The sequence below is a fragment of the Shinella sp. M27 genome (genome assembly GCF_049199905.1).
Taxonomy (GTDB): Bacteria; Pseudomonadota; Alphaproteobacteria; order Rhizobiales; family Rhizobiaceae; genus Shinella.
In genome coordinates this window covers 169,354-190,441 of sequence record NZ_JBLZPK010000033.1, presented here as the reverse complement: position 1 = coordinate 190,441, position 21,088 = coordinate 169,354, and the positions used below count along the sequence as shown (strand labels likewise).

Here is a 21,088-nt window from a genome sequence, read left to right as displayed (position 1 = left end):
ACCACGGTCGAAGTCGGGCGCGAGAGCGCGCGGACCTTTTCCGCCCGTTCCAGAAACCGCGCGCTCTCGCCGATGATAAAGGGTCTGGCGCCGTCAGGCACGGCCGAAAGCAGCAGCTGCGTATAGGGATGGCGCGCATCGGCGATGACGGCCTCGGTATCGCCCCACTCGACCATCTGGCCGGCGAACATCACCACGATCTCTTCCGCCACATGGGCGGCCGTGGCGATGTCGTGGGTGATGTAAAGCAGCGCGAGGCTGCGCTCATGCTTGATGCGGGCGAGCAGTTCCAGGATACCGAGGCGGATCGAGACGTCGAGCATCGAGGTCGGTTCGTCGGCCACAAGCACGCCGGGCTGCACGGCGAGCGCACGCGCGATGTTGACGCGCTGGCGCTGACCGCCCGAGAGCTCGTGCGGGTATTTTCGCCGCGTCACCGCGGGGTCGAGCCCGACATCGGCAAGCAGGGTGGAAACCGCATGGGCGACACCGGCTTTTCCCGCGGCATGGCGGTGCAGAAGCACGGGACGGGAGAGGTGATGGTCGATGGAGAAGACCGGATTGAGCGAGGAGAACGGGTCCTGAAAGACCATCTGCACCTCGCTGCGATAGGCCTTTTCCGCGTCGCGCGTGCCCGTTGCGGTGACGTCGCGGCCGCGGAAGGAGAGGCGGCCCGATGTCGGCTGGTCCATGCGGGCGATGATGCGGGCGCAGGTCGTCTTGCCGCAACCGGATTCACCGACCAGCGCCAGCGCCCGGCCCGGTGTCAGCGACAGCGAAATGCCGCGCAGCGCCTGCACGGCGCCGAAGCTGCGCTCGATCGTGTCGAGGCGGATGATCGGCTCCGCCGTCGGGAGGGAAAGGCTGGGGGCGAGGTTCATGCCACATCTCCCGCCAGTTCCCGGCGGCCGGGTAGCTGCGGAATGGCGTTCCAGAGCCGGCGGGTATAATCGTGCGCCGGTGCGTTGCTCACCTGCCTGACATCGCCGACCTCGACCAGCTCGCCCTTCAGCATTATGCCGATGCGGTGGCAGAGCTGCGCCATCAGGTGCAGGTCATGGGTGATGAACAGTACGGAGAAGCCGTGGCTGCGCTGGAGATCGATCACCTGTTCGAGGATTTCGCGCTGCACCACCACGTCGAGCGCCGTCGTCGGCTCGTCCATGATGATCAGTTCGGGCTGCAAGGCGAGGCAGATGGCGATGACGATGCGCTGGCGCATGCCGCCGGAGAACTGGTGGGGGTAATCGGACAGTCGGCTTGTCGAGATGCCGACCAGCTTGAACATAGCCTCCGCCCGTTCGCGCGATTGCGCCCGCGTCGCGCCGGTGTGCCGTTGCAACACGTCGTGGAACTGCGCCTCGACACGCATCAGCGGGTTCAGCGAGTTCATGGCGCTCTGGAACACCATGCCGACCCGCCGCCAGCGCACCTTCTGCATCTCGCCTTCCGGCAGTTTCAGGAGATCGCGGCCGTCGAGCAGGATCTCGCCGCCGGTCACCCAGGCGGGCGATTTGGCAAGGCGGGTGATGGCGAAGGCGATGGTGCTCTTGCCGCATCCCGATTCCCCGGCAAGCCCGAAGATCTCGCCGCGGCCGATATCGAAGGAGACGTTTTTCACGGCGCGGAAAGCGCCCTTGTCGAGGAGGTAATCGACATCGAGATTGCGGATTTGCAGCAGCGTGTCGCTCATCGTGCGCCTCCAAGGCTTCGGTTGCGCTGGCGGTTGAGGCGCAGCCAGCGCGTCAGCGCGGGGCCGGAGCGCAGCTGCGGATTGGCGATCTCGTCGAAGGTGAAGTTGACGAGCGCCAGGCCGAGCCCGATCAGCGCGATGCCGGCGGCGGGCGCGCCGATATCCCACCAGGCGCCGAGGATGATCGCGGAAGAGTTCTGCGCATTGTAGAGCATCGTGCCCCAGGTCACCTGCAACGGATCGCCGAAGCCGAGATATTCGAGCGTCGTCTGGGCGACGACGGCATAGATGATGCTGCCGACGAGGTTGATGCCGATCAGCGGCAGGAGATTGGGCAGGAGCTCGACGAAGAGCACGCGCCAGGCGGGCTCGCCGATCATGCGCGCGGCGGTGACGAAATCGCGGTTGCGCAGCGCCATGGTCTGCGAGCGCGTCATGCGCGCGCCCCAGGGCCAGGAGGTGAGCGCGATGATCGCCATGATGGCGAGCGGTCCCACCGTGCCGGCAAAGGAAGCGAGCAGGATCAGGAGCGGGATGTTGGGAATGACGAGCACGGCATTGGTAGCAAGGTCGAGGGCGGCATCGGTGCGCCCGCCGGCATAACCGGCGATCAGGCCGATGGCCGTGCCGATGACCGTGATGGCGATGCCCGTGGCGAAGCCGACGGCGAGCGACGTGCGCGAACCCCAGACGAACTGGGTATAGACGTCGCGGCCCATCTTCGTCGTGCCGAAGACATGCTCGACGGTCGGCGGCTGGTGGGAGCGGCCGACGCGCGCACTCGGTGCGCCGGGCGCGATGACGGGTGCGAAAAGCGCCATCAGGCACAGCGCCACGATGATGATCAGGCCGGCGACGGCCTTTTTCTGCTGGAGGAGGATTTTCAGGCCGGACATCATGCGGAACCGTCCTTCAGCCGTGGGTCGATGACGCCGTAGACGATATCGACGAGAAGATTGGCGCCGAGCGTGGCAAGCGTCATCAGCAGCAGCTGACCCTGGATGACGGGATAGTCGCGTGCCACGCTGGCAGTGAAGAGGGTGAGGCCGAGGCCCGGATAATTGAAGACGATCTCGGTGACGATCGAGCCGCCGAAGACGGCGCCGAGCATCAAAGCGAGGTTGGTCAGCACCGGCAGCATGGCGTTGCGCGCGCCGTACCCGAGCATGACGGTCGCGGCCGTCAGCCCCTTGGCGCGGCCCATCGTGACATAGTCCTCGCCGAGCACCGAGATCATCGAGGAGCGCATGGTCGTCTGGAACTCGCCGATGAGATAGGGCGAGAGCGTCAGCACGGGCAGGATGGCGTGGTAGAAGACGCTGCCGGCGAAGGTGACGTTGATGCCGGGATCGAGGCTTGGATCATAGGCATAGCCGACCGGGAACCAGCGCAGCGACACGCCGAAGACGAAGAGCGCCGTCAGCGCGATGATGACGGGCGGCACGGCGATCATGACCACCGAAAACGGCGAGACGACCGTGTCGAACCGTCCGCCGCGCCGCCAGGCGGCGATGGCGCCGAGCAGGGTGCCGACGATAAGCGAGAAGGTGATCGCCGTCACGACGAGGAACAGCGTCCAGAGCGTCGAGCGGGCGAGCACCTCGGTCACGGTCTGCGGGTAATATTTGACGGAGACGCCGAGATCGAGCGTCGCCAGTCCCTTGAGATAATCGATGAACTGGGCGACGACCGGCGCCTCGACGGCGCCGAACCTGGCCTTGATCGCCTCGATGGCCGCTGGCGTCGCGCGGGGACCGAGTTGGGCGATCATCGCATCGACGGGGGACCCCGGCATGAGCCGGGGGACCGTGAAGTTCATGACGATCGCAAAGCCGAGCGCCACCGCATAGACGCCGAGGCGCCGGGAGGAGATGTACATCCCGCGATCCTGCCTTATTCCACCGGCTTCAGGCGGAGCAGGTGCACGAGGCGCATGCGGTTGTTGTCATGGTTTTCCGGGTTCATGACGGGCTCCTTGTCCGTCACCCAGCCGGTGAAGCGCTTGGTGGAATACTGGAACCAGGTCGGGCCGTTGAAGATCGGAACCATCGGCAGGTCGTCGGCGACGATCACCTGGATGTCGTTGAAGATCTTCTTGTGCTCCTCGTCCGTCGTCACCTTGCGATAGGCATCGAACAGGGCGTCGAGCTTCGGATTGGAGTAACGCGACGGCGCGGTGGTGATGCGGCCGGCAAAGGCCGTCGACATCGACTGGTAATAGCCGCGGAACGGCGTCGAGCCGTCGGCGCGCGACTGGAACGCCACGTCGAAGCTGCCTTCGAGCAACTGCTTCTGCCACTGCTCGTATTCCGGCGTCGCGACCGTGGCGTTGAGGCCGGCGGCGCGCAGGCCTTCGGCGGCGATCTGCGCGGTGTCGATCCAATCGGTCCAGCCGTTCGGGATGATGATGGTGAAGGCAAGCGGCTTGCCGCTCTTCGTCTTGCGCATGCCGTCGTCGCCCTTGGCGTAGCCGGCCTCGTCGAGCAGCTTGCTGGCCTTTTCGACGTCGAAGGTCATCCATTCGTCCTTGGCACCCTCGGCTTCAGGGTTGCGCCAAGCCTCGAAGCGCGGCGGCAGGCCGCTCGCATGCAGGTTGACCTTGGGATAGCCGAAGCTGGCGATATCGACCATGGCCGTGCGGTCCATGGCAAGGCTGAAGGCGCGGCGGAAATTAAGGTCGTTGAAGGCTTCCTTCTTCGCCTCGTCGTTGCTCTTCAGGTTCATCTGGAAGGCGACGGTTTCGGCCGGCGGCTGCCAGTAGCCGTTATGCTCGGGGTCGAGCGCCACAAAGGTCTTGTCGATCTGCGGCAGGAAGGAGCCGATCCAGTCGAGATTGCCTTCCGGCAACAGCGCCAGCATCTGGTCGTTGCCGGCGATCTGCGGCAGCTTCAGGCAATCGACATGCAGCGAGGCGGCGTCCCAGTAGTTCGGGTTGCGGCACTGCTCGTAGACCTGCGGCGTGAAGCGGCGGATTTCGGTCATCGGGCCGGAGCCGACCGGCTTTTCGTTCTTGAAGGCGACGGGATCGCTGACATCCTTCCAGATATGCTCCGGCACGACGGCCAGGTCGGAGAGCGATTCCGGGAACTGGCTGTTGACGCCCTTGAGGTGGATGACCACTTCGGTCGGCGAGGGCGCCTCGACGGAGGCGACGGTTTCGCCGACGCCGGCGGTGTCGAGCGCCGGGTTCTTCAGCATCAGGTCGATCGTGTATTTGACATCCGCCGCCGTCAGCGGCTGGCCGTCGGACCATTTGACGTCGGGCCGCATCGTGTAGGTGATCGACTGCATGTCGTCGGAGAACTTGAAGTCCGTGGCGAGGCGGAAGACCGGCTTGCCGCCGTCATCGGGGTTGAAGATGACCAGCGGCTCGTAAATGAAATCCATCGTGCTCTGGCGGCGTCCGCCGAGGTCGAACGGGTTGAAATTCTGCACCCAGCTCGTCTGTTCCTCGATGTGCATGGTGAGCACGGCCTCGGCCTTCGCCGACGTCGCGAAGGCGCCGCCCGCCATTAGCGAAGTGCTCATCGCCGCTGCCGAAACAAGCAGCGTTCGGCGCGTCATGGATAGATAATCCTTTGTATTGATTGGCATTTTATTCCCCTTTTCGCTCTCATTTTTAAGAGTCAATCAATTTGATTTAATCGTGCGCTGATTTTTTCCGCTCCGTCAATTGGGGTCCGAAAAAAATGTTGGAGGTGTATTGGCGGATCAATCTCGGGGTGCATGCCGTTGGTCGCGGGGAGGGGATGGTGTTGGCGAAAACATGCGCCGCGCGCCGGTTCGCTGGCTGCCGTGCCGATCGATTTTTTCCCCGCCACCCTTGACGGACATTCGAAACCGTTATTTAGTTCGGTGACTGAACGAATTAAATGAGGCGGATGTGAGCGAGACCCTTCGGATATCCCGGAAATTCTCCCAGCGGGCGGTCATGGAAACGATCGTGCAGGGCGGCCCCATCTCGCGGGCCTCGATCTCCAAGCTGACGGGTCTTTCCAAGCAGACGATCTCGGAAATCGTGCGCCAGCTCGAAATCGAGGGCTGGGTGCGCGAGACCGGGCGCACCAGCGGCCATGTCGGCCGCACCGCCGTGACCTACGAGCTGGTGCCGGATGCCGCCTATATCGCCGCGGTCGATCTCGGCGGCACCAAGGTGCGCGTCGCCATCGCCGACCTCACCTGTCAGGTCTTCGCCGAGGATGTGGCGCCGACCGACCCTCGCGGCGGCCAGGCGGTCGTTGACCAGATCGTCGACATGTGTTTTCGCGCTGCCGATGCACAGGGCATTGCCCGCGAACGCATCCGGCTGGCCGTCATCGGCGCGCCCGGCGCGCCCGATGACAAGACCGGCCGCATCCTGCTCGCGCCGAACATTCCCCATCTCGATACGATGAACGTTGCAGCTGCCTTCGAAGAGGGGTTCGGCTTCGACGTCATGCTGGAAAACGACGTCAACCTCGCCGTGCTCGGCGAGAACTGGCTGGGGCAGGGGCAGGGCATCGACAACCTCGCTTACATCGCACTCGGCACGGGTATCGGCGGCGGCTTGATGGTCGGCGGCAATCTGGTGCGCGGCGCAAGCCATGCGGCGGGCGAGCTCGGCTTTCTGCCCTTCGGCGCCGATCCCTTCGAGCCGGAATCCCTGCACTACGGCGCCTTCGAACGCGTTGTCGCCTCGGCCGGCATCATCGACCGGTTTCGCGCGGCAAGCGGCAAGACGCTCTCGGTGCCGGCGATCTTCGATCTCGCCACCGAAGGCGATGCCGATGCGCTGAAGGTACTCGACGACACGGCGCGCCTGCTGTCTCGCGGCATCGGCGCCATCGCCGTCATTGCCAATCCTCAGAAGGTCATCCTCGGCGGCTCCATCGGCCTGCGCCCGGAAATGCTGGAGCGGGTAAAAATCTTCCTGCCGCAGTGCTTCCCCTATCCGATTGATGTCGAGGCGAGCGCGCTCGGCGCGCGTGCCGCCCTGGTCGGCGCTGCCGCCATCGGGCTTGGCCACCTGCACAACACGCTCTTTGGCGCTGATACGCCCGATAGCCGCATCTCGCTGCCGCCGGCCAGCACGGTCGCCCTCAGGGAGGTCGCGCAATGACGACTGTCCTCACCGAGCGCCTGCGCGCCACCCTCGACCGTGACGATGCCATCGCGCTGCTGCGCGGCGCCATCGGCTGCAACAGCGTCACCGGCAACGAGGCGACCATCGTCTCCTATCTCGAAGCGCAGATGCGCGCGCGTGGCGTCGAGGGCGTCGAGACCGCCGACTTCCTGCCCGGCCGGCCGAATGTCTGGGGCGAGCGCAAGGGCGTCACCGGCGAACGCCGCCTGCTGTTCATCGGCCATACGGACACCGTCCATGTCGAAGGCTGGCGCGAGCACTGGGCTGGCACCGAGCGCGAAGACCCCTTTGGCGCGCCGATCATTGACGGCGCGATCTGGGGGCGCGGGGCAGGGGACCTGAAGGCCGGTATCTGCACCTCGCTTGCCGCACTTTCCCTGCTGGACAAGGCTGGTATCCGCCTTGCCGGTGATCTTGGCTTCGCCTTTGTCGGCGACGAGGAGAGCGGCGAACCCGGCTCCGGCATTTCGGCCGGCATAAAGGATTATGTCGCGCGTATCGAAGGCGGCGCTGTCGCCCGTCCCGATTTCACCGTCTATGTCGAGCCGACCCGCCTTGCCGTCTATCCGGCACAGATCGGCTTCTTCATCGCCGACATCACCATCACGGGCAAATCCGCCTATTTCGGCGTGCCGGAACTCGGCAAGGATGCGCTGAAGGCAAGCCATGCCGTCATGTCCGCCCTCTGGCGCCATTCCGACGCGGTGTCCGCGCGCGCCGAACACGATCTGATCGGTCGCGGCTTCCTGCTCATCACCGGCCTGCAAGGCGGCGGCTTCATCGCCGTGCCGGAGACCTGCAAGCTCTCGCTGATCCGCAAGCTCCTGCCGGGGGAATCGCTCGATACCGCGGCGGCCGAGATGGAGGCCGTCATCCGCGGTGCTGTCGAAGACCCCGAGATTCGCGTTGAGATCACCTATCCCGCCGGCCGCGACCATGCGCTCGGCGGCACGGCGGCGGAGATCGCGGCTGACAGTTCCGACGTCGCGCTGCTGTCGGAGGCTGTGGCCGCCGCCATGCCCGGCCGCGGCCTTGTCGAAGGGGCGCCCTTCTGGTCGGAATCGCCGTTCTTCGTCAACCGGCTCGGTGTGCCCGCGGTCTATTGCGCGCCCGGCGACATCAGGAACTGCCACACATTCGAGGAGCATGTCGATGTCGAGGAATATCTCGCCGGCATCGTCGCCTTCGCAAGCTTCATGGCCCGCTATTGCGGCGTGATCGACTGAGTGAACGAACAATCAAAAGAGGGAACGACATCATGTTCATGCGCAAATTTCTGAATGCCACCGTGCTGGCGGGTCTGCTGCTTTCGACCGCGCCCGCGCTTGCCCAGACCGTCGGCCCGGCCGGTGAAGCAGCGACTCCGAGCGCCGAGGTAACTCTTTCTGACGCGGATATCGCGGCGCTGAAGGACAAGGGCTACAAGGCGGCCCTGCTCTGGCACACCTCCTCCGACTTCGTGAACGCCGTGACGGCGGGCGCCAAGGACGAATTCGCCCGCGCGGGCGTCGAGGTCGTGGTGCAGACGGATGCCGGCTTCGATGCTGCCCGCCAGCGTTCCGACATCGAGACGGCGCTTGCCGCCAAACCGAATGTCATTCTCGCGCTGCCGCTCGATCCGGTCACCTCGGCCGAAGCCTTCCGCCAGGCCGTCACCGACGGCACCAAGCTCGTCTTCCTGTCCAACCTCCCGGCCGACTACAAGCACGGCACGGATTATGCGGCCATCGTCACAGACGACCTCTTCCAGATGGGCAAGCAGGCAGCCGATGCGCTGGCTAAGGCGATGGGCGGCAAAGGCAAGGTCGGCTGGATCTTCCACGACGCGACCTATTACGTGACGAACCAGCGCGACAACGCCTTCAAGTCGACCATCGAGAAGGACTATCCGGATATCAAGATCGTCGCCGAGCAGGGCATCACCGACCCGGCCCGCGCGGAGGAACTTGCCAGCGCCATGCTGCTGAAGCATCCCGATCTCGACGGCATCTACGTCACCTGGGCGGAACCGGCAGATGGCGTGCTCGCCGCCCTTCGCGCGGCCGGCAACACCAGCACGAAGATTGTGACGCTCGATCTTGCCGAACCCGTCGGCCTCGACATGGTCAAGGGCGGCGCCGTCGTCGCGCTCGTGGCGGACAAGGCCTATGAGCTCGGCCGCGCCATGGCCGCGACTGGCCTGAAGTCGTTGCTCGGCCAGGAAACGCCGGCCTTCATCGTCGCGCCGGCGCTCACCGTCACCAAGGAAAACGTGGCGGAAGGCTGGAAGGAATCGCTCAACCGCGACGCACCGCAGAGCATTGTCGACGCTGCGAAGTGATCCCCGGAGGGCGCTTCAGCGCCCTCCCATCACCGGTTTCATTGGAGGAAGAACGATGCCCAGATTTTCAGGACTGTCGGCACTGGCTGCCGCGTGCCTTGTTTCCACCAGCCTGTTTGCCGCCGATGGCGCGACCGTCGGCCCGCATGGCGAAAAACCCACGCCAGCCGCTTCCGTCACGCTGACGGATGCCGAGATTGCGAAGATCAAGGCGGGCAAATATTCCGCCGCCCTCGTCTGGCACGAGATGAGCGAATATACCGGCGCGGTCGATCGCGGCGCCAAGGATGAATTTGCCGCACTCGGCATAGAAGTCGTGGCGCAGACGGATGCCGGCTTCGACGCGGCCCGCCAGCAGGCCGATGTCGAGACGGTGCTTGCCAAGAAGCCGACCATCATCCTGTCGCTGCCGGTCGATCCGGCGACGGCCGCCGCCGTTTACGATCCCGCCCGCAAGGCCGGCGTCAAACTCGCCTTCGTCGACAATTCGCCCGCCGGCTACGAACACGGCAAGGATTATGTGACGATCGTCTCCGACGACCTCTTCCAGATGGGCAGCAAGGCGGCGGATGCCATGGCCACGGCGCTCGGCAAGAAGGGCAAGCTCGGCTACATCTTCCATGACGCCGATTTCTACGTGACCAACCAGCGCGACCAGGCGTTCAAGAAGACGATCAAGCAGGATTATCCCGACATGTCGATCGTCGCCGAGGCCGGCATGGCTGATCCGGCGCGCGCCGAGGAGATCGCTCAGGGCCTGCTGACGCAAAACCCGGATCTCGACGGCATCTACGTCACCTGGGCCGAACCGGCGCTCAGCCTGCTCTCCAGCCTGAAGGCCGCCGGCAACACCAAGACGAAGATCGTCACGCTCGACCTCAACGAGCCGGCAGCGCTCGACATGGTCAAGGGCGGCCATTTCGCGGCCATCGTCGCGGATGAAGCCTATAACATCGGACGCACCGCCGCGCGGGCCGCTGCCGGATCGCTGATCGGCAAGGAGGCTGCCCCCTTCCTCGTCGTGGATTCGCTTGCCGTCACCAAGGACAGCGTGCTCGACGGCTGGAAGGCCTCGCTCAACAAGGATGCGCCCGAAAGCATCGTCGAAGCCCTGAAATAAGCACCCGGCGGGAGCACGTCTCCCGCCGCAAGACCCGGCTCCCGTGAGGATGATCGCCATGTCCCAACCAAAGCAGACGGCCACGCCGTCGTCGGTGCCGATGGAGAGACCGCCTCTTCTGAAGCGCATCAATCTCCAGCAATACGTCGTCTATCTCGGCTTCCTGGCGATCTTCCTGTTCTTTGCCATCGTGCTGCGCGACAGCGGCTTCCTGACGGTGCGCAACCTCTCCAATATCGTCTTGCAGACCGCACCCGCGACGATCATGGCGATCGGCCTCGTCTTCGTGCTTTCGGCGGGCGAGATCGACCTTTCCATCGGCTCCATCGTCGCGGTCTCGGCGCTTGCCGCGGCCGTCACCATCAATGCCTATGGCATGGTGGCCGGCGTCGCCGTCGGGCTGGGTGCCGGCCTTGCGATCGGCCTCGTCAACGGCGTGCTCGTCGCCTATGTGCGCCTGCCGTCCTTCCTGGTGACGCTTGCTACGATGGGGCTCTTTGCCGGCGTGGCGCGCTCGCTCACCGACCTGCGCTCCATTCCCGTGACGGACAGCACCTTCACCGGCTTCTTCGGCTCCGGCGCGCTGCTCGGCATTCCCTCGCTCGTCTGGTGGACGGTCATCGCCATCCTGATCGGCCATATCGTCTATCGCGAAACCCGTTTCGGCGCCCATGTGCTGGCGACCGGCGACAACAACCGCGCGGCGAGCGTCTCCGGCATCAGCGTGCCGCGCATCCGTCTTGCCGTCATGATGCTCTCGGGCGGCCTCGCGGCGCTTGCCGGCCTGCTCTATGCCGGCCGCTTGCAGGCGGCGAAATACACGCTTGGCGAAACCGACCTGATGACGGTCATTGCCGCCGTCATCGTCGGCGGCACGCTGCTCAATGGCGGCAAGGGCTCGGTCGTCGGTGCGCTCGTCGGCTCGCTGATGATGGGCATGCTCAACAACGGCCTCATCCTGATGGGCCTGTCCGTTTCCGACCAGATGATCGTTCGCGGTCTCATCATTCTCGCCGCAGTCGCCGTATCGCTGCGCGAAAAAGCCCGCTGAAGGAGGATTTCATGTTTCTCGACGTTCTGCGCCGCCGCAACCCCGCCTTCATCGAGGCCGCCATGGCGCTGCACCAGCAGGGCCGGATCCCCGCCAATGCCTATGTGCTCGATCTCGATGCCGTCGAAGCCAATGCCCGCGTGATCAAGGCCGAGGCCGATAAACACGGCCTGAAGACCTTCGCCATGACCAAGCAGGTCGGCCGCGCGAGTTCCTTCTGCGCCGCCGTACAGCGCGGCGGCATCGACCGCGCCGTCGCCGTCGACATGGCCTGCGCCCGCGCCACGCACAAGGCAGGCCTCAAGGTCGGTCATGTCGGCCATCTCCAGCAGGTCGCGCGTCACGAGGCGAAGGCGGCTGCGGAGCGCTTCCGGCCGGATTACTGGACCGTCTTCAACGACACGAAGGCCGAGGAAGCCGCTTCCGGTGCAAAGGCCGCCGGCTACGTGCAGAACCTGCTCGCCCGAATCCGTGCCGAGGGCGACACCTTCTACCGTGGCCATGAGGGCGGCTTCGATGCCGCCGATGTTGCCGCCGTAGCGGACCGTCTCGATGCGATCGAGGGCGGCCGCTTCGCCGGTATCACCACCTTCCCGGCGCTGCTCTTCGACCATGCCAGCCGTAAGGTCCTGCCGACGCCGAACCTGGCGACGCTGACCAAGGCCGCCGAGGCGCTGGCCAAGGCCGGTCGCCGCGATATCGAGGTGAATGCCCCCGGTACGACCTCGTCGGTCCTGCTCGGCGCGCTCGCCGAGGCCGGCGCCACGCAATGCGAGCCGGGCAACGGCCTGCACGGCACGACGGCGCTGCATGTCATGGAAGATCTGCCGGAACTGCCGGCCGTGCTCTACCTCACCGAGGTCTCGCATCTTTCGGGCGGCAAGGCCTATTGCTTCGGCGGCGGCTTCTATATCGATCCGATCTTCCCGGCTTACGACGTGAAAGCCGTCGTCGGCCGCGAGCCGACCATTGCGGCAAGCGCGCTGCGCAGTGTCGAGGTGCCGCCGCCCTCGGCCATCGATTATTACGCGATGATCGATGCCGAAGGCCCCGCCGCGCCGCAGCCGGGCGATACCGCCGTCTTCGGCTTCCGCGGGCAGGCCTTCGTCACACGCGCCTTCGTCGTGGGCGTCTGGGGCATCTCGAAGGGCGCGCCGAGGGTCGAGACCATCGAAAACAGCTTCGGCGAAACCGCCGCCTGGCCGGTTTAGGAGTACGCGCGATGCAGACCTCATCTTCCGAACCCGTCCTCGTCCTCAAGGATATCCGCAAGAGCTTCGGTGCCGTCACGGCCATCGAGAATTTTTCGCTCGATATCCATCCGGGCGAGATCGTGGCGCTCGTCGGCGATAATGGCGCCGGCAAGTCGACGCTGATCAAGATCGTCTCCGGCGTCTACGCGCCGACCTCGGGCTCGATCACAATCGAGGGCGAGACGGTGTCGATGGCGAGCGCCAGCATGGCGCGTGCCCATGGCATCGAGGTGGTCTATCAGGACCTCGCGCTCGCCGATCAGCAGACCGTCTATATGAACATGTTCCTCGGCCGCGAGCCGGTGAACCGCTTCGGCCTGCTCGACCGGCGCACCATGATTTCCGAGACGGAAAAGCTGGTGAAGGAGCTGGATGTGCGCATCCCCTCGGCCCATGCGACGATCCGCGACCTCTCCGGCGGCCAGCGGCAGGGCGTGGCGATTGCGCGGGCGACGCGCTGGGCGAGCAAGCTCATCCTGCTCGACGAGCCGACGGCGGCGCTTGGCGTTGCCGAGACGGCCAAGGTGGAGGCGATCGTTCAGTCGCTGAAATCGCGCAATATCGGCGTGCTGATCATCAGCCACAGCCTCGATCAGGTGTTCAAGCTGTCGGACCGCATCTGCGTCCTGCGCCGCGGCAAGCAGATCGGCATCCGCAACACGGCCGAGACGAACAAGAACGAAATCGTCTCGATGATCACCGGCCTGAACTGAGGTTCGTTTGAGGCCTGCTGCCACTTTCTGGCGGCAGGCCTCTTCTATAGACTGGCGTCATGTCCCGATCCGAGCGCCTTTTCGATCTCCTGCAAGCCCTGCGCCTCCATCGCCGGCCGGTCAGCGGCAAGGCGCTGGCGGAGGAGACGGGGGTGAGCCTGCGCACGCTCTACCGCGATATTGCCAGCCTTCAGGCGCAGGGCGCCGATATCGAGGGCGAGCCGGGCGTCGGCTATGTGCTGAGGCCCGGCTTCCTTCTGCCGCCGTTGATGTTTTCCGCCGAGGAGATCGAGGCGCTGGTGCTCGGCACCCGCTGGGTCGCCGACCGGGCCGACAGCCATCTGAGCGGTGCCGCGCGCAATGCGCTGGCAAGGATCGCCGCTGTGCTGCCGGCCGACCTGCGCAACGAGCTGGATACGTCGCCGCTTCTGGTCGGGCCGGGCGCAAAGCTTCCCGATGACAGCATCGATGTCGTGCTGCTGCGCAAGGCGATCCGCATGGAGCGCAAGCTTGCTATCACCTATCGCAGCGGGTCCGGCGAAGCCTCGGCCCGCACCATCTGGCCCTTCGCGCTCTCCTTCTTCGATCATGCCCGCGTGGTCATCGGCTGGTGCGAATTGCGCGAGAGTTTCCGCCATTTCCGCACCGACCGGATCGAAACGGCCGACGTGCTGGATATCCGCTATCCGAGGCGGCGGCAGGCCATGCTGCGGGCATGGCGCGAAGCCGAGGGAATTACGCTGCGCGGCGCATGATGCTGCCAGAAACTGACAGCATACGGTGTTAGCTTTCTCCTATCCAATCAAGACAGGAGAACACCATGTCCAACAGCATTCTTCTTTACGTAAAGGACGCGGCCGAGAGCGGCCGCTATTACGAACGCATCCTCGCCCAGAAGCCGGTCGAGGCGAGCCCGACTTTCGTCATCTTCGTCCTTAAATCCGGTCTCGGCCTCGGCCTGTGGTGCCGGGAAGGGGTCGAGCCGGCACCCTCGGTTTCGGGCGGCGGATCGGAGATCGGCTTCAAGGTCGACAGCGCCGCTGAGGTCGATCGATGGCATGCCGAATGGCGCGCCAATGGTGCTACGATCCTGATGCCGCCGACGGCGCTGGATTTCGGCCGCAGCTTCGTCGCCACCGATCCCGACGGGCATCGCCTGCGCGTCTACACCGTCACGGATGGAGGCTGAGCCATGGTGCGCGCCTGGATTGCCGTCGCTTCGGCCGAACATGTGCGCATCGGGCGCGCGCAGGGCTTCATGCAGGTCTGTCACGGCAAAAGTGGTCCGCTGCGGCGGACCGCCGCCGGCGACACCGTCATCTATTATTCGCCCGCGGAAACCATGCGCGGCAAGGATCGACTGCAAGCCTTCACGGCGATCGGCACCATTGCCGACCGGGTGCCGTATCAGTCGGAAATGGCGCCCGGCTTCCTGCCCTGGCGGCGGGATGTCGACTGGTGGCCGGCGGCGGAGATACCGATCCGCCCGCTTCTCGACCAGCTCGCCTTCACGCGGGCCGGGAACTGGGGCTACCAGCTGCGGTTCGGTCTGTTTGCTATTGAGCCGGACGATGCGGCATGGATCGCCGCTGCTATGCGGAGCGGCCTTTGATGGTGTGGTTTCGATAGTTGTTTCCTATCAAGCCATACCAACCATCCCCTTGATACGCCGCGCCGGATGGCAAATACAGGAGGCATGAACACACCTTTTATCGGAAAGAAGTCCTCTGCGGCCGGCGGCTGGGGGGCGTTGAAGAGTTGTGGCAAGCAGCTTCTGCAAAGCGGCATGCCGATCTCCGGCGCGCGCACCCTGCTCAAGGCCAACCAGCCCGACGGCTTCGATTGCCCCGGCTGCGCCTGGGGCGATCCGGAACACGGCTCGTCCTTCGAATTCTGCGAGAACGGCGTGAAGGCCGTCGCCTGGGAGGCGACGGAGAAGCGCGCTTCTCCGGCCTTCTTCGCTGCGAACACCGTGTCGGACCTGCGCAAGCTGACGGATTATGAGCTGGAGCTGCACGGCCGCCTGACCCATCCGATGCGTTATGATGCGGCGAGCGACAGATACCTGCCGGTCGCCTGGGCGGACGCCTTCGCCGAAATCGGCGGCATCCTCAAGGGCCTCGACAACCCTGATCGTGCCGAGTTCTACACCTCCGGCCGCGCCAGCAACGAGGCGGCCTATCTCTACCAGCTCTTTGTGCGGCTCTACGGCACCAACAATTTCCCGGATTGCTCGAACATGTGCCACGAGGCGAGCGGCGTCGGCCTGCGCCAGTCGGTCGGTACCGGCAAGGGCACCGTGCTGCTGGAGGATTTCGAGGCGGCGGACGCGATCTTCGTGATCGGCCAGAACCCCGGAACGAACCATCCGCGCATGCTGGGCGACCTGCGCCGGGCGGCCCTGCGCGGCGCGCGCATCGTCGTGTTCAATCCCATCCGCGAGCGCGGGCTGGAGCGCTTTTCCGACCCGCAAGACAAGCTCGAAATGCTGCGCGGCGGCGCAACGGACATTGCCAGCCATTATTTCCAGCCGCAGCTCGGCGGCGACATGGCGGCGGTGCGCGGCATGGCAAAGGCGGTGTTCGCCGCCGAGGAGGCCGCCCTTGCGATGGGCCTGCCGCCGGTGCTCGACCATGCCTTCCTCGCCGAACATTGCGTCGGTCTGGACGACTACCGCGCCACCGTGGCGGCGACCGACTGGGCCGCCATCGAGGATCAGTCCGGCCTGACCCGCGCGGAGATCGAGCGGGCGGCTGATGTCTATAGGACCGCGGATCGCGTCATCTGCACCTGGGCAATGGGCGTCACCCAGCATCTGCATTCCGTGGCGACGATCCGCGAGATCACCAATTTCATGCTGCTGCGCGGCAATATCGGCAGGCCGGGCGCCGGTCTCTGCCCGGTGCGCGGCCATTCCAACGTGCAGGGTGACCGCACCGTTGGCATCAACGAGAAGCCGCCGGCCGATTTTCTCGATGCGCTGGAAGCGCATTTCGGGACCGCCATGCCGCGCAAGGACGGGCACAATGTACTCGCCGCGATCGGCGCGATGCTGGATGGCTCGGCTAACGCCTTCATTGGTCTCGGCGGCAATTTCGCCCGCGCGACGCCGGATAGCGCGCTGGTCGAACGGGCGCTGCGCCGGCTGAAGCTGACGGTGAACATCGCCACCAAGCCGAACCATTCGCATCTGATGCCGGGCGAGGTCTCCTTCATCCTGCCCTGCCTCGGGCGCACGGAGATGGACCTCAATTCGGCCGGCACGTCGCAGCTCATCAGTGTCGAGGATTCCATGAGCATGGTGCACGGCTCCGCCGGCATCAACCGCCCGGCCTCGCCGCATCTGCTGTCGGAAGTCGCCATCATCGCCGGCATCGCGGCGGCGACCGTTGGCAACGGCACGGTCGACTGGGCGGCGCTGGCCGACGATTACGATCGCATCCGCGATCATATCGAGGCGACCATTCCGGGCTTCGAGGATTTCAACAGGCGTCTGCGCAAGCCGCGCGGCTTCCATCTGCGCAACAGCGCGGCAAACCGGGAATGGGACACGCCGGAGGGCAAGGCAGCCTTCTTTTCCGGATCGCTTCCGCAGGAGACGGTGCATCAGCGGGCCAAGCGCGGCGGGGGGCGTTTCGCGCTCCAGACGTTCCGCTCGCACGACCAGTACAACACCACCGTCTACGGCCTCGACGACCGCTATCGCGGCGTCTATGGCGAGCGGCAGGTCGTCTTCATCCATCCCGAGGACCTGAAGGCGCTGGGCGCGGCTGCGGGTGAGCGCGTGGATATCGTCGGCGATCATGACGATGGCATCGAGCGTATCGCCCCCGATTTCCGCTTCGTGCCCTACGATATTCCGCGCGGCAGCATCGCCGGTTACTATCCCGAACTCAACGTGCTGGTGCCGCTCGGCAGCGTCGGCGAGGAGAGCGATACGCCGACCTCCAAGTCGATCATGGTGACGTTCCGCAAGCGCGAGGCCGCGTGAGCGGCGAGTTGCCTGAGGTCGAGCGCTTCATGGCGCTTGTCACAAGGCTTCAGGCGGACGATCCGCTTCTAACACCGATCCAGGCGGGACTGGTCGTGGCCGCCGGTCTCGGAATCGCTGGCGACAGCCGCACCTTTGCCCGTCTGCTCGGCCTTGCCCATGCGCTGGTGCTGCGGGAACTCATTGGCCTTTCCGCCCGCAATCTTCTGCGCGTGACGAAGCGTGACGGGCGCACGATGCGCAGCCATTTCGTGCCGGGTGATGCGGCCGCCGGATATGCCTCCCTTTTCCAGAGAGACGACACGATCTGATGGGCGATCGCTTCCGGCGGCGCATTCGTCGCAAAAGCTATTTGACTAACCATTCAGTTTGTTTTCTTCTGCCGCCAGCGCTTTCCTTGGGAGGGGAATGCGGAACCGATGGTCGGGGAGAGGAGCCCGGACCGCGGACGCCATGACGTCGAGGGTCGTTTCGGCTGGTGCGGTGCTGCCGCGCCAATGAGGACGGCTGTCCTGACGGCAGGCCTCCCGAACCGTTCAACAGAGGGAGTCTTTCATGCGCCTGCTTTTGACTGCCACCGTGTCGATCCTCGCGCTTCTGCCGCTTGCGCAGGCCGAGGCCGCCGGGGTTCTGAATATCTACAACTGGGGCGAATACACCAATCCGGAGCTCGTCAAGAAGTTCGAGAAGACCTACGACGTCAAGGTGACGCTCACCGACTTCGATTCCAACGACACGGCGATCGCCAAGGCCCGGCAGGGCGGCAATGAATTCGATATCGTTGTGCCGTCCTCGACCTTCGTGAAGATCTGGATCGACGAGGGGCTGCTTCTGGAATCGCGCCCCGACCAGATGGAGAATTTCAAGAATATCGATCCGCGCTGGGTGAATGTCGATTTCGACCCCGGCCGGCACTATACCGTGCCGTGGCAATGGGGCACGACCGGCGTGATGGTCGACAAATCGGTCTATTCCGGCGATCCCAACACGTCCTCGATCTTCCTCGATCCGCCGCCGGAGTTAGTCGGCAAGATCAATGTCATTCCGGAAATGGGCGATATCCTGTCGCTTGCCATCTACCATGAAGGCGGCGGGGCCTGCACGGCGGATAAGGCGATCCTGCGCAAGGTGCGCGACCGGCTGGCGGCGGCGCGCGACAAGTGGATCGCGCTCGATTACCCGAGCATCGAGAAATACACGTCCGGCGACTATGCCGCTGGCGTCAGCTGGGGCGGGGCGGCGATGCGCGTGCGGCTGAAGAGCGACCGTTTCGTCTATGGTTATCCGAAAGAGGGCTATCCGATCTGGATGGACAATGTCGCGGTGCTGAAGACGGCGCCGAATGTCGAGAATGCAAAACTGTTCCAGAATTTCATCATGGACCCGGAGAACGCCGCGCTGATCTCCGCCTATGCGCGCTATGCCAATGGTATCAAGGGGTCTGAAAAATTCATGCCGGAAGACATGCGCAACGCTCCGGAAATCGACGTGCCGGAAGAATTCCTCGCCAAGGGTGTGTTCTCGCCGGCCTGCCCGCAGGAGGTCAACGACCTCTACACGAAGATCTGGACCGAGGTGCTGAAGTGATGCGCCCGGCCGACAAAACCCACACCCCGGAGCCCTCCATGGACGATCTCGACCTGTGTTACCTCAGTGCCCATGAGGCCATCGACCTCTTCAAGCGTAAAAAACTCTCCCCCGTCGAATTGATGGAGGCAACGATCCGCCGGGCCGAGGCGCTGAAGGGCTCGGTCAATGCGCTCACCTACACGCATTTCGACGAGGCGATGGATCTCGCCCGCAAGGCGGAGGCGAGATATGCCAAGGGCGCGCGCACCGGCGTTCTCGAAGGCCTGCCCGTTGGCATCAAGGACGAAAGCGAGATCAAGGGCAAGCCGACCTCGATCGGGTCGCTGATCCACAAGGATCATATCGCGGAGCGCACCTCGACGATGAACGCCCGTGTCATGGCGGCCGGCGGCATCGTGCATGCGCGCACCGCCACGCCGGAATATTGCTGTGCCGGCACCACCTGGTCGCGGCTCTGGGGCGTCACGCGCAATCCGTGGAACCCGGATTTCACCTGCGGGGGGTCGTCCGGCGGGGCCGGCGCATCGCTCGCCTCCGGCACCTCGACGCTGGCGACCGGCTCGGATATCGGCGGCTCGATCCGCATTCCGGCCTCGGCCTGCGGCGTCGTCGGCTACAAGCCGCCCTATGGCCGCAACCCCGACGACACACCCTTCAACCTCGATTTCTTCTGCCATACCGGCCCGATGGCCCGCACGGTCAAGGATGCTATCCTGTTGCAGAACGTGATGTGCGGTCCAAGCCCCGACGATATCGTCTCGCTCCGGCCGAAGCTGCGCCTGCCGACGGAATACAAGCCGATCAAGGGCTGGAAGATCGCCTTTTCCATGGATCTCGGCGTCTTCGAGGTCGATCCCGACGTGCAGAAGAACACGCTGGCCGCCCTCGATGTCTTCCGCTCGCTCGGTGCGACGGTGGAGGAGGTCGATCTCGGCTGGCCGTCGCATATCCTCACGGCCGGCATGGGCTATCTCGAACACATTTTCGGCGCCTATCTCTCGACGCTGCTCGACGAGCACGGCGACAAGATGACTACCTATGCCCGCCAGTTCGCCGAGTTCGGCCGCGCCTCGAAATCCACGGATTTCGTCGCAAGCCTGGAGGTCGTCGGCGAGATGTACAAGACGCTCGGCCCGATCCTTGATCGCTACGACGTGCTCGTCTGCCCGACCAATGCCCTGCCCGCCGTACCGGCCGATTTCGACCATTCCACGGATACCGTCGAGATCAACGGCAAGGTGGTCAATCCCTCGCTCGGCTGGGTCATGACGACGCCGTTCAACATGATGAGCCGCTGCCCGGTGCTTTCGGTGCCGACGGGTCATGCCGCCAATGGCGTGCCGACCGGCCTGCAGATCGTCGGTCGCACCTATCGCGATGCCGACGTCTTCCGCGCCGGCCTCGCCTTCGAGGAGGCGGTCGGCGGGTGGTACGGCAATGCGGCGAACCGTCCGCGTATCTGAGAAGCCGTTGACCGGCACGGTCCACCGTCCGATAAGGGCGGTGGACCGTTTAAGAGTCTGGAATGATGCATTGAAGACACCGAAGGCCGCCCCTGCAACAGCGCCCGATGAGGCCGGCGACACATCGACGCCGATGACCAAGACGGGCCGCAAGGACCGCCGGCATCTGCGCGGGCAGGCGAGCGTGCAGCGCATCATCGACACGACCATCCGCCTGATCGCCGAGGAGGGGATCTCCGGGGTCACCATGCAGCGCATTGCCGGCGAGATCGGCTCGTCCAATGCGCTCGTCGTCTTCCACTTCGGCTCGAAGGAAAAGCTTTTTCGCGCCGTGCTGGAATATCTCAACGACCAGTTCGACAGTCTCTGGCAGAAGACCGTTTGGAAACCCGGTCTTTCGGCGGCGGAGCGTGTTGTCGCCTCCATCGATTGCGCCCGGCATTTCCGCATCCAGCATCCCGACTGGGTCACCGTCTGGGTGCTGTTCGGCGGTGACCGTCAGACCACGCAGCTCGATCGCATCATCAGCCTGCCGAGCGACCAGGCCTATCTCGCCCAGTCCCGCGCCTTCCTCACCGAAGTGGCGTGCGAGGGCGGTTACGAAGGCGTGGATATCGATACGCTGGCCGAAGGGCTGAACTATCTCGTGCACGGCGCCTGGTACTGGGACACGTTCAATCCCGATACGGTCCGTTCAGACGCTCTGCACACGACGGCGCTGGCACTGCTGCGCCAGGCGTTTCCGAAAAGTTTCTAATCGGGCAAAAAAAGA

20 protein-coding genes are annotated in these 21,088 nt (G+C 64.8%); 15 read left to right on the top strand and 5 right to left on the bottom strand.

The window, feature by feature from the left end:
* The 5 genes from ACOZK4_RS13970 to ACOZK4_RS13950 form a co-directional block, all read right to left on the bottom strand.
* Positions 1-881, bottom strand: an 881-nt coding sequence (locus ACOZK4_RS13970) for an ABC transporter ATP-binding protein (RefSeq protein ID WP_421592403.1), incomplete at its 3' end; no start/stop codon positions are given.
* On the bottom strand, positions 878-1,693 hold the full coding sequence (locus ACOZK4_RS13965; protein WP_421592402.1) for an ABC transporter ATP-binding protein: 816 nt from the start codon (positions 1,691-1,693) through the stop codon (positions 878-880). The genes ACOZK4_RS13970 and ACOZK4_RS13965, both read right to left, overlap by 4 nt.
* Positions 1,690-2,592 carry an ABC transporter permease gene (locus ACOZK4_RS13960; RefSeq protein WP_421592401.1) on the bottom strand — a complete coding sequence of 301 codons (903 nt, stop codon included), beginning with the start codon at positions 2,590-2,592 and terminating at the stop codon, positions 1,690-1,692. The genes ACOZK4_RS13965 and ACOZK4_RS13960 overlap by 4 nt, the downstream gene beginning before the upstream one ends.
* Positions 2,589-3,572 (bottom strand): ABC transporter permease, encoded by a 984-nt coding sequence (locus tag ACOZK4_RS13955; protein WP_421592400.1) that lies wholly within the window; start codon positions 3,570-3,572, stop codon positions 2,589-2,591. The genes ACOZK4_RS13960 and ACOZK4_RS13955 overlap by 4 nt, the downstream gene beginning before the upstream one ends.
* Before the next feature lie 14 nt (positions 3,573-3,586).
* Positions 3,587-5,221: an ABC transporter substrate-binding protein gene (locus ACOZK4_RS13950; protein ID WP_421592399.1), complete on the bottom strand. Its 1,635-nt coding sequence runs from the start codon at positions 5,219-5,221 to the stop codon at positions 3,587-3,589.
* A 355-nt stretch (positions 5,222-5,576) separates the two neighbouring features.
* Between ACOZK4_RS13950 and ACOZK4_RS13945 the strand changes: the two genes are divergently transcribed.
* From ACOZK4_RS13945 to ACOZK4_RS13875, 15 genes are all read left to right on the top strand, one after another.
* The gene (locus ACOZK4_RS13945) at positions 5,577-6,791 is read left to right on the top strand and encodes an ROK family transcriptional regulator (protein ID WP_421592398.1); all 1,215 of its coding nucleotides are present in this window, start codon (positions 5,577-5,579) and stop codon (positions 6,789-6,791) included.
* Entirely contained in the window at positions 6,788-8,041 is a 1,254-nt protein-coding gene (locus ACOZK4_RS13940) for a M20 family metallopeptidase (RefSeq protein WP_421592397.1), read from the top strand. The genes ACOZK4_RS13945 and ACOZK4_RS13940 overlap by 4 nt, the downstream gene beginning before the upstream one ends.
* Positions 8,042-8,079: 38 nt before the next feature.
* Positions 8,080-9,135 carry a substrate-binding domain-containing protein gene (locus tag ACOZK4_RS13935; protein WP_421592396.1) on the top strand — a complete coding sequence of 352 codons (1,056 nt, stop codon included), beginning with the start codon at positions 8,080-8,082 and terminating at the stop codon, positions 9,133-9,135.
* Between the two features lie 55 nt (positions 9,136-9,190).
* A complete protein-coding gene (locus ACOZK4_RS13930; protein ID WP_421592395.1) occupies positions 9,191-10,255 on the top strand; it encodes a substrate-binding domain-containing protein in 1,065 nt (354 codons plus the stop codon).
* Positions 10,256-10,313: 58 nt separating this feature from the next.
* The gene (locus ACOZK4_RS13925) at positions 10,314-11,306 is read left to right on the top strand and encodes an ABC transporter permease (protein WP_421592394.1); all 993 of its coding nucleotides are present in this window, start codon (positions 10,314-10,316) and stop codon (positions 11,304-11,306) included.
* 11 nt (positions 11,307-11,317) lie between these two features.
* On the top strand, positions 11,318-12,517 hold the full coding sequence (locus ACOZK4_RS13920; RefSeq protein WP_421592393.1) for an alanine racemase: 1,200 nt from the start codon (positions 11,318-11,320) through the stop codon (positions 12,515-12,517).
* Between the two features lie 11 nt (positions 12,518-12,528).
* The gene (locus ACOZK4_RS13915; protein ID WP_421592392.1) at positions 12,529-13,272 is read left to right on the top strand and encodes an ATP-binding cassette domain-containing protein; all 744 of its coding nucleotides are present in this window, start codon (positions 12,529-12,531) and stop codon (positions 13,270-13,272) included.
* 59 nt (positions 13,273-13,331) lie between these two features.
* Entirely contained in the window at positions 13,332-14,027 is a 696-nt protein-coding gene (locus ACOZK4_RS13910; RefSeq protein WP_421592391.1) for a helix-turn-helix transcriptional regulator, read from the top strand.
* Between the two features lie 65 nt (positions 14,028-14,092).
* Positions 14,093-14,461 carry a VOC family protein gene (locus ACOZK4_RS13905; protein WP_421592390.1) on the top strand — a complete coding sequence of 123 codons (369 nt, stop codon included), beginning with the start codon at positions 14,093-14,095 and terminating at the stop codon, positions 14,459-14,461.
* A gap of 3 nt (positions 14,462-14,464) precedes the next feature.
* Positions 14,465-14,884, top strand: a complete 420-nt coding sequence (locus tag ACOZK4_RS13900) for an EVE domain-containing protein (RefSeq protein ID WP_421592389.1) — start codon at positions 14,465-14,467, stop codon at positions 14,882-14,884.
* 84 nt (positions 14,885-14,968) lie between these two features.
* On the top strand, positions 14,969-17,263 hold the full coding sequence (locus tag ACOZK4_RS13895) for an FdhF/YdeP family oxidoreductase (protein WP_421592388.1): 2,295 nt from the start codon (positions 14,969-14,971) through the stop codon (positions 17,261-17,263).
* Positions 17,260-17,574, top strand: a complete 315-nt coding sequence (locus ACOZK4_RS13890; RefSeq protein ID WP_421592387.1) for a hypothetical protein — start codon at positions 17,260-17,262, stop codon at positions 17,572-17,574. Before ACOZK4_RS13895 ends, ACOZK4_RS13890 begins: the two co-directional genes overlap by 4 nt.
* Before the next feature lie 244 nt (positions 17,575-17,818).
* Positions 17,819-18,850, top strand: a complete 1,032-nt coding sequence (locus tag ACOZK4_RS13885) for an extracellular solute-binding protein (protein WP_421592386.1) — start codon at positions 17,819-17,821, stop codon at positions 18,848-18,850.
* A gap of 38 nt (positions 18,851-18,888) precedes the next feature.
* Positions 18,889-20,316 (top strand): amidase, encoded by a 1,428-nt coding sequence (locus ACOZK4_RS13880; RefSeq protein ID WP_421592385.1) that lies wholly within the window; start codon positions 18,889-18,891, stop codon positions 20,314-20,316.
* A 70-nt stretch (positions 20,317-20,386) separates the two neighbouring features.
* Positions 20,387-21,073, top strand: a complete 687-nt coding sequence (locus ACOZK4_RS13875) for a TetR/AcrR family transcriptional regulator (RefSeq protein WP_421592384.1) — start codon at positions 20,387-20,389, stop codon at positions 21,071-21,073.
* Positions 21,074-21,088: the final 15 nt, after the last annotated feature.

Excerpts from the sequence above, each read along its gene's own strand:
- ACOZK4_RS13930 (WP_421592395.1), top strand. The coding sequence starts at position 9,191 with ATGCCCAGATTTTCAGGACTGTCGGCACTGGCTGCCGCGTGCCTTGTT.
- ACOZK4_RS13925 (WP_421592394.1), top strand. The coding sequence starts at position 10,314 with ATGTCCCAACCAAAGCAGACGGCCACGCCGTCGTCGGTGCCGATGGAG.
- ACOZK4_RS13905 (WP_421592390.1), top strand. The coding sequence starts at position 14,093 with ATGTCCAACAGCATTCTTCTTTACGTAAAGGACGCGGCCGAGAGCGGC.
- ACOZK4_RS13910 (WP_421592391.1), top strand. The coding sequence starts at position 13,332 with ATGTCCCGATCCGAGCGCCTTTTCGATCTCCTGCAAGCCCTGCGCCTC.
- ACOZK4_RS13940 (WP_421592397.1), top strand. The coding sequence starts at position 6,788 with ATGACGACTGTCCTCACCGAGCGCCTGCGCGCCACCCTCGACCGTGAC.
- ACOZK4_RS13950 (WP_421592399.1), bottom strand. The coding sequence starts at position 5,221 with ATGAGCACTTCGCTAATGGCGGGCGGCGCCTTCGCGACGTCGGCGAAG.
- ACOZK4_RS13895 (WP_421592388.1), top strand. The coding sequence starts at position 14,969 with ATGAACACACCTTTTATCGGAAAGAAGTCCTCTGCGGCCGGCGGCTGG.
- ACOZK4_RS13900 (WP_421592389.1), top strand. The coding sequence starts at position 14,465 with ATGGTGCGCGCCTGGATTGCCGTCGCTTCGGCCGAACATGTGCGCATC.
- ACOZK4_RS13885 (WP_421592386.1), top strand. The coding sequence starts at position 17,819 with ATGCGCCTGCTTTTGACTGCCACCGTGTCGATCCTCGCGCTTCTGCCG.
- ACOZK4_RS13915 (WP_421592392.1), top strand. The coding sequence starts at position 12,529 with ATGCAGACCTCATCTTCCGAACCCGTCCTCGTCCTCAAGGATATCCGC.
- ACOZK4_RS13965 (WP_421592402.1), bottom strand. The coding sequence starts at position 1,693 with ATGAGCGACACGCTGCTGCAAATCCGCAATCTCGATGTCGATTACCTC.
- ACOZK4_RS13880 (WP_421592385.1), top strand. The coding sequence starts at position 18,889 with ATGGACGATCTCGACCTGTGTTACCTCAGTGCCCATGAGGCCATCGAC.
- ACOZK4_RS13955 (WP_421592400.1), bottom strand. The coding sequence starts at position 3,572 with ATGTACATCTCCTCCCGGCGCCTCGGCGTCTATGCGGTGGCGCTCGGC.
- ACOZK4_RS13920 (WP_421592393.1), top strand. The coding sequence starts at position 11,318 with ATGTTTCTCGACGTTCTGCGCCGCCGCAACCCCGCCTTCATCGAGGCC.
- ACOZK4_RS13960 (WP_421592401.1), bottom strand. The coding sequence starts at position 2,592 with ATGATGTCCGGCCTGAAAATCCTCCTCCAGCAGAAAAAGGCCGTCGCC.
- ACOZK4_RS13935 (WP_421592396.1), top strand. The coding sequence starts at position 8,080 with ATGCGCAAATTTCTGAATGCCACCGTGCTGGCGGGTCTGCTGCTTTCG.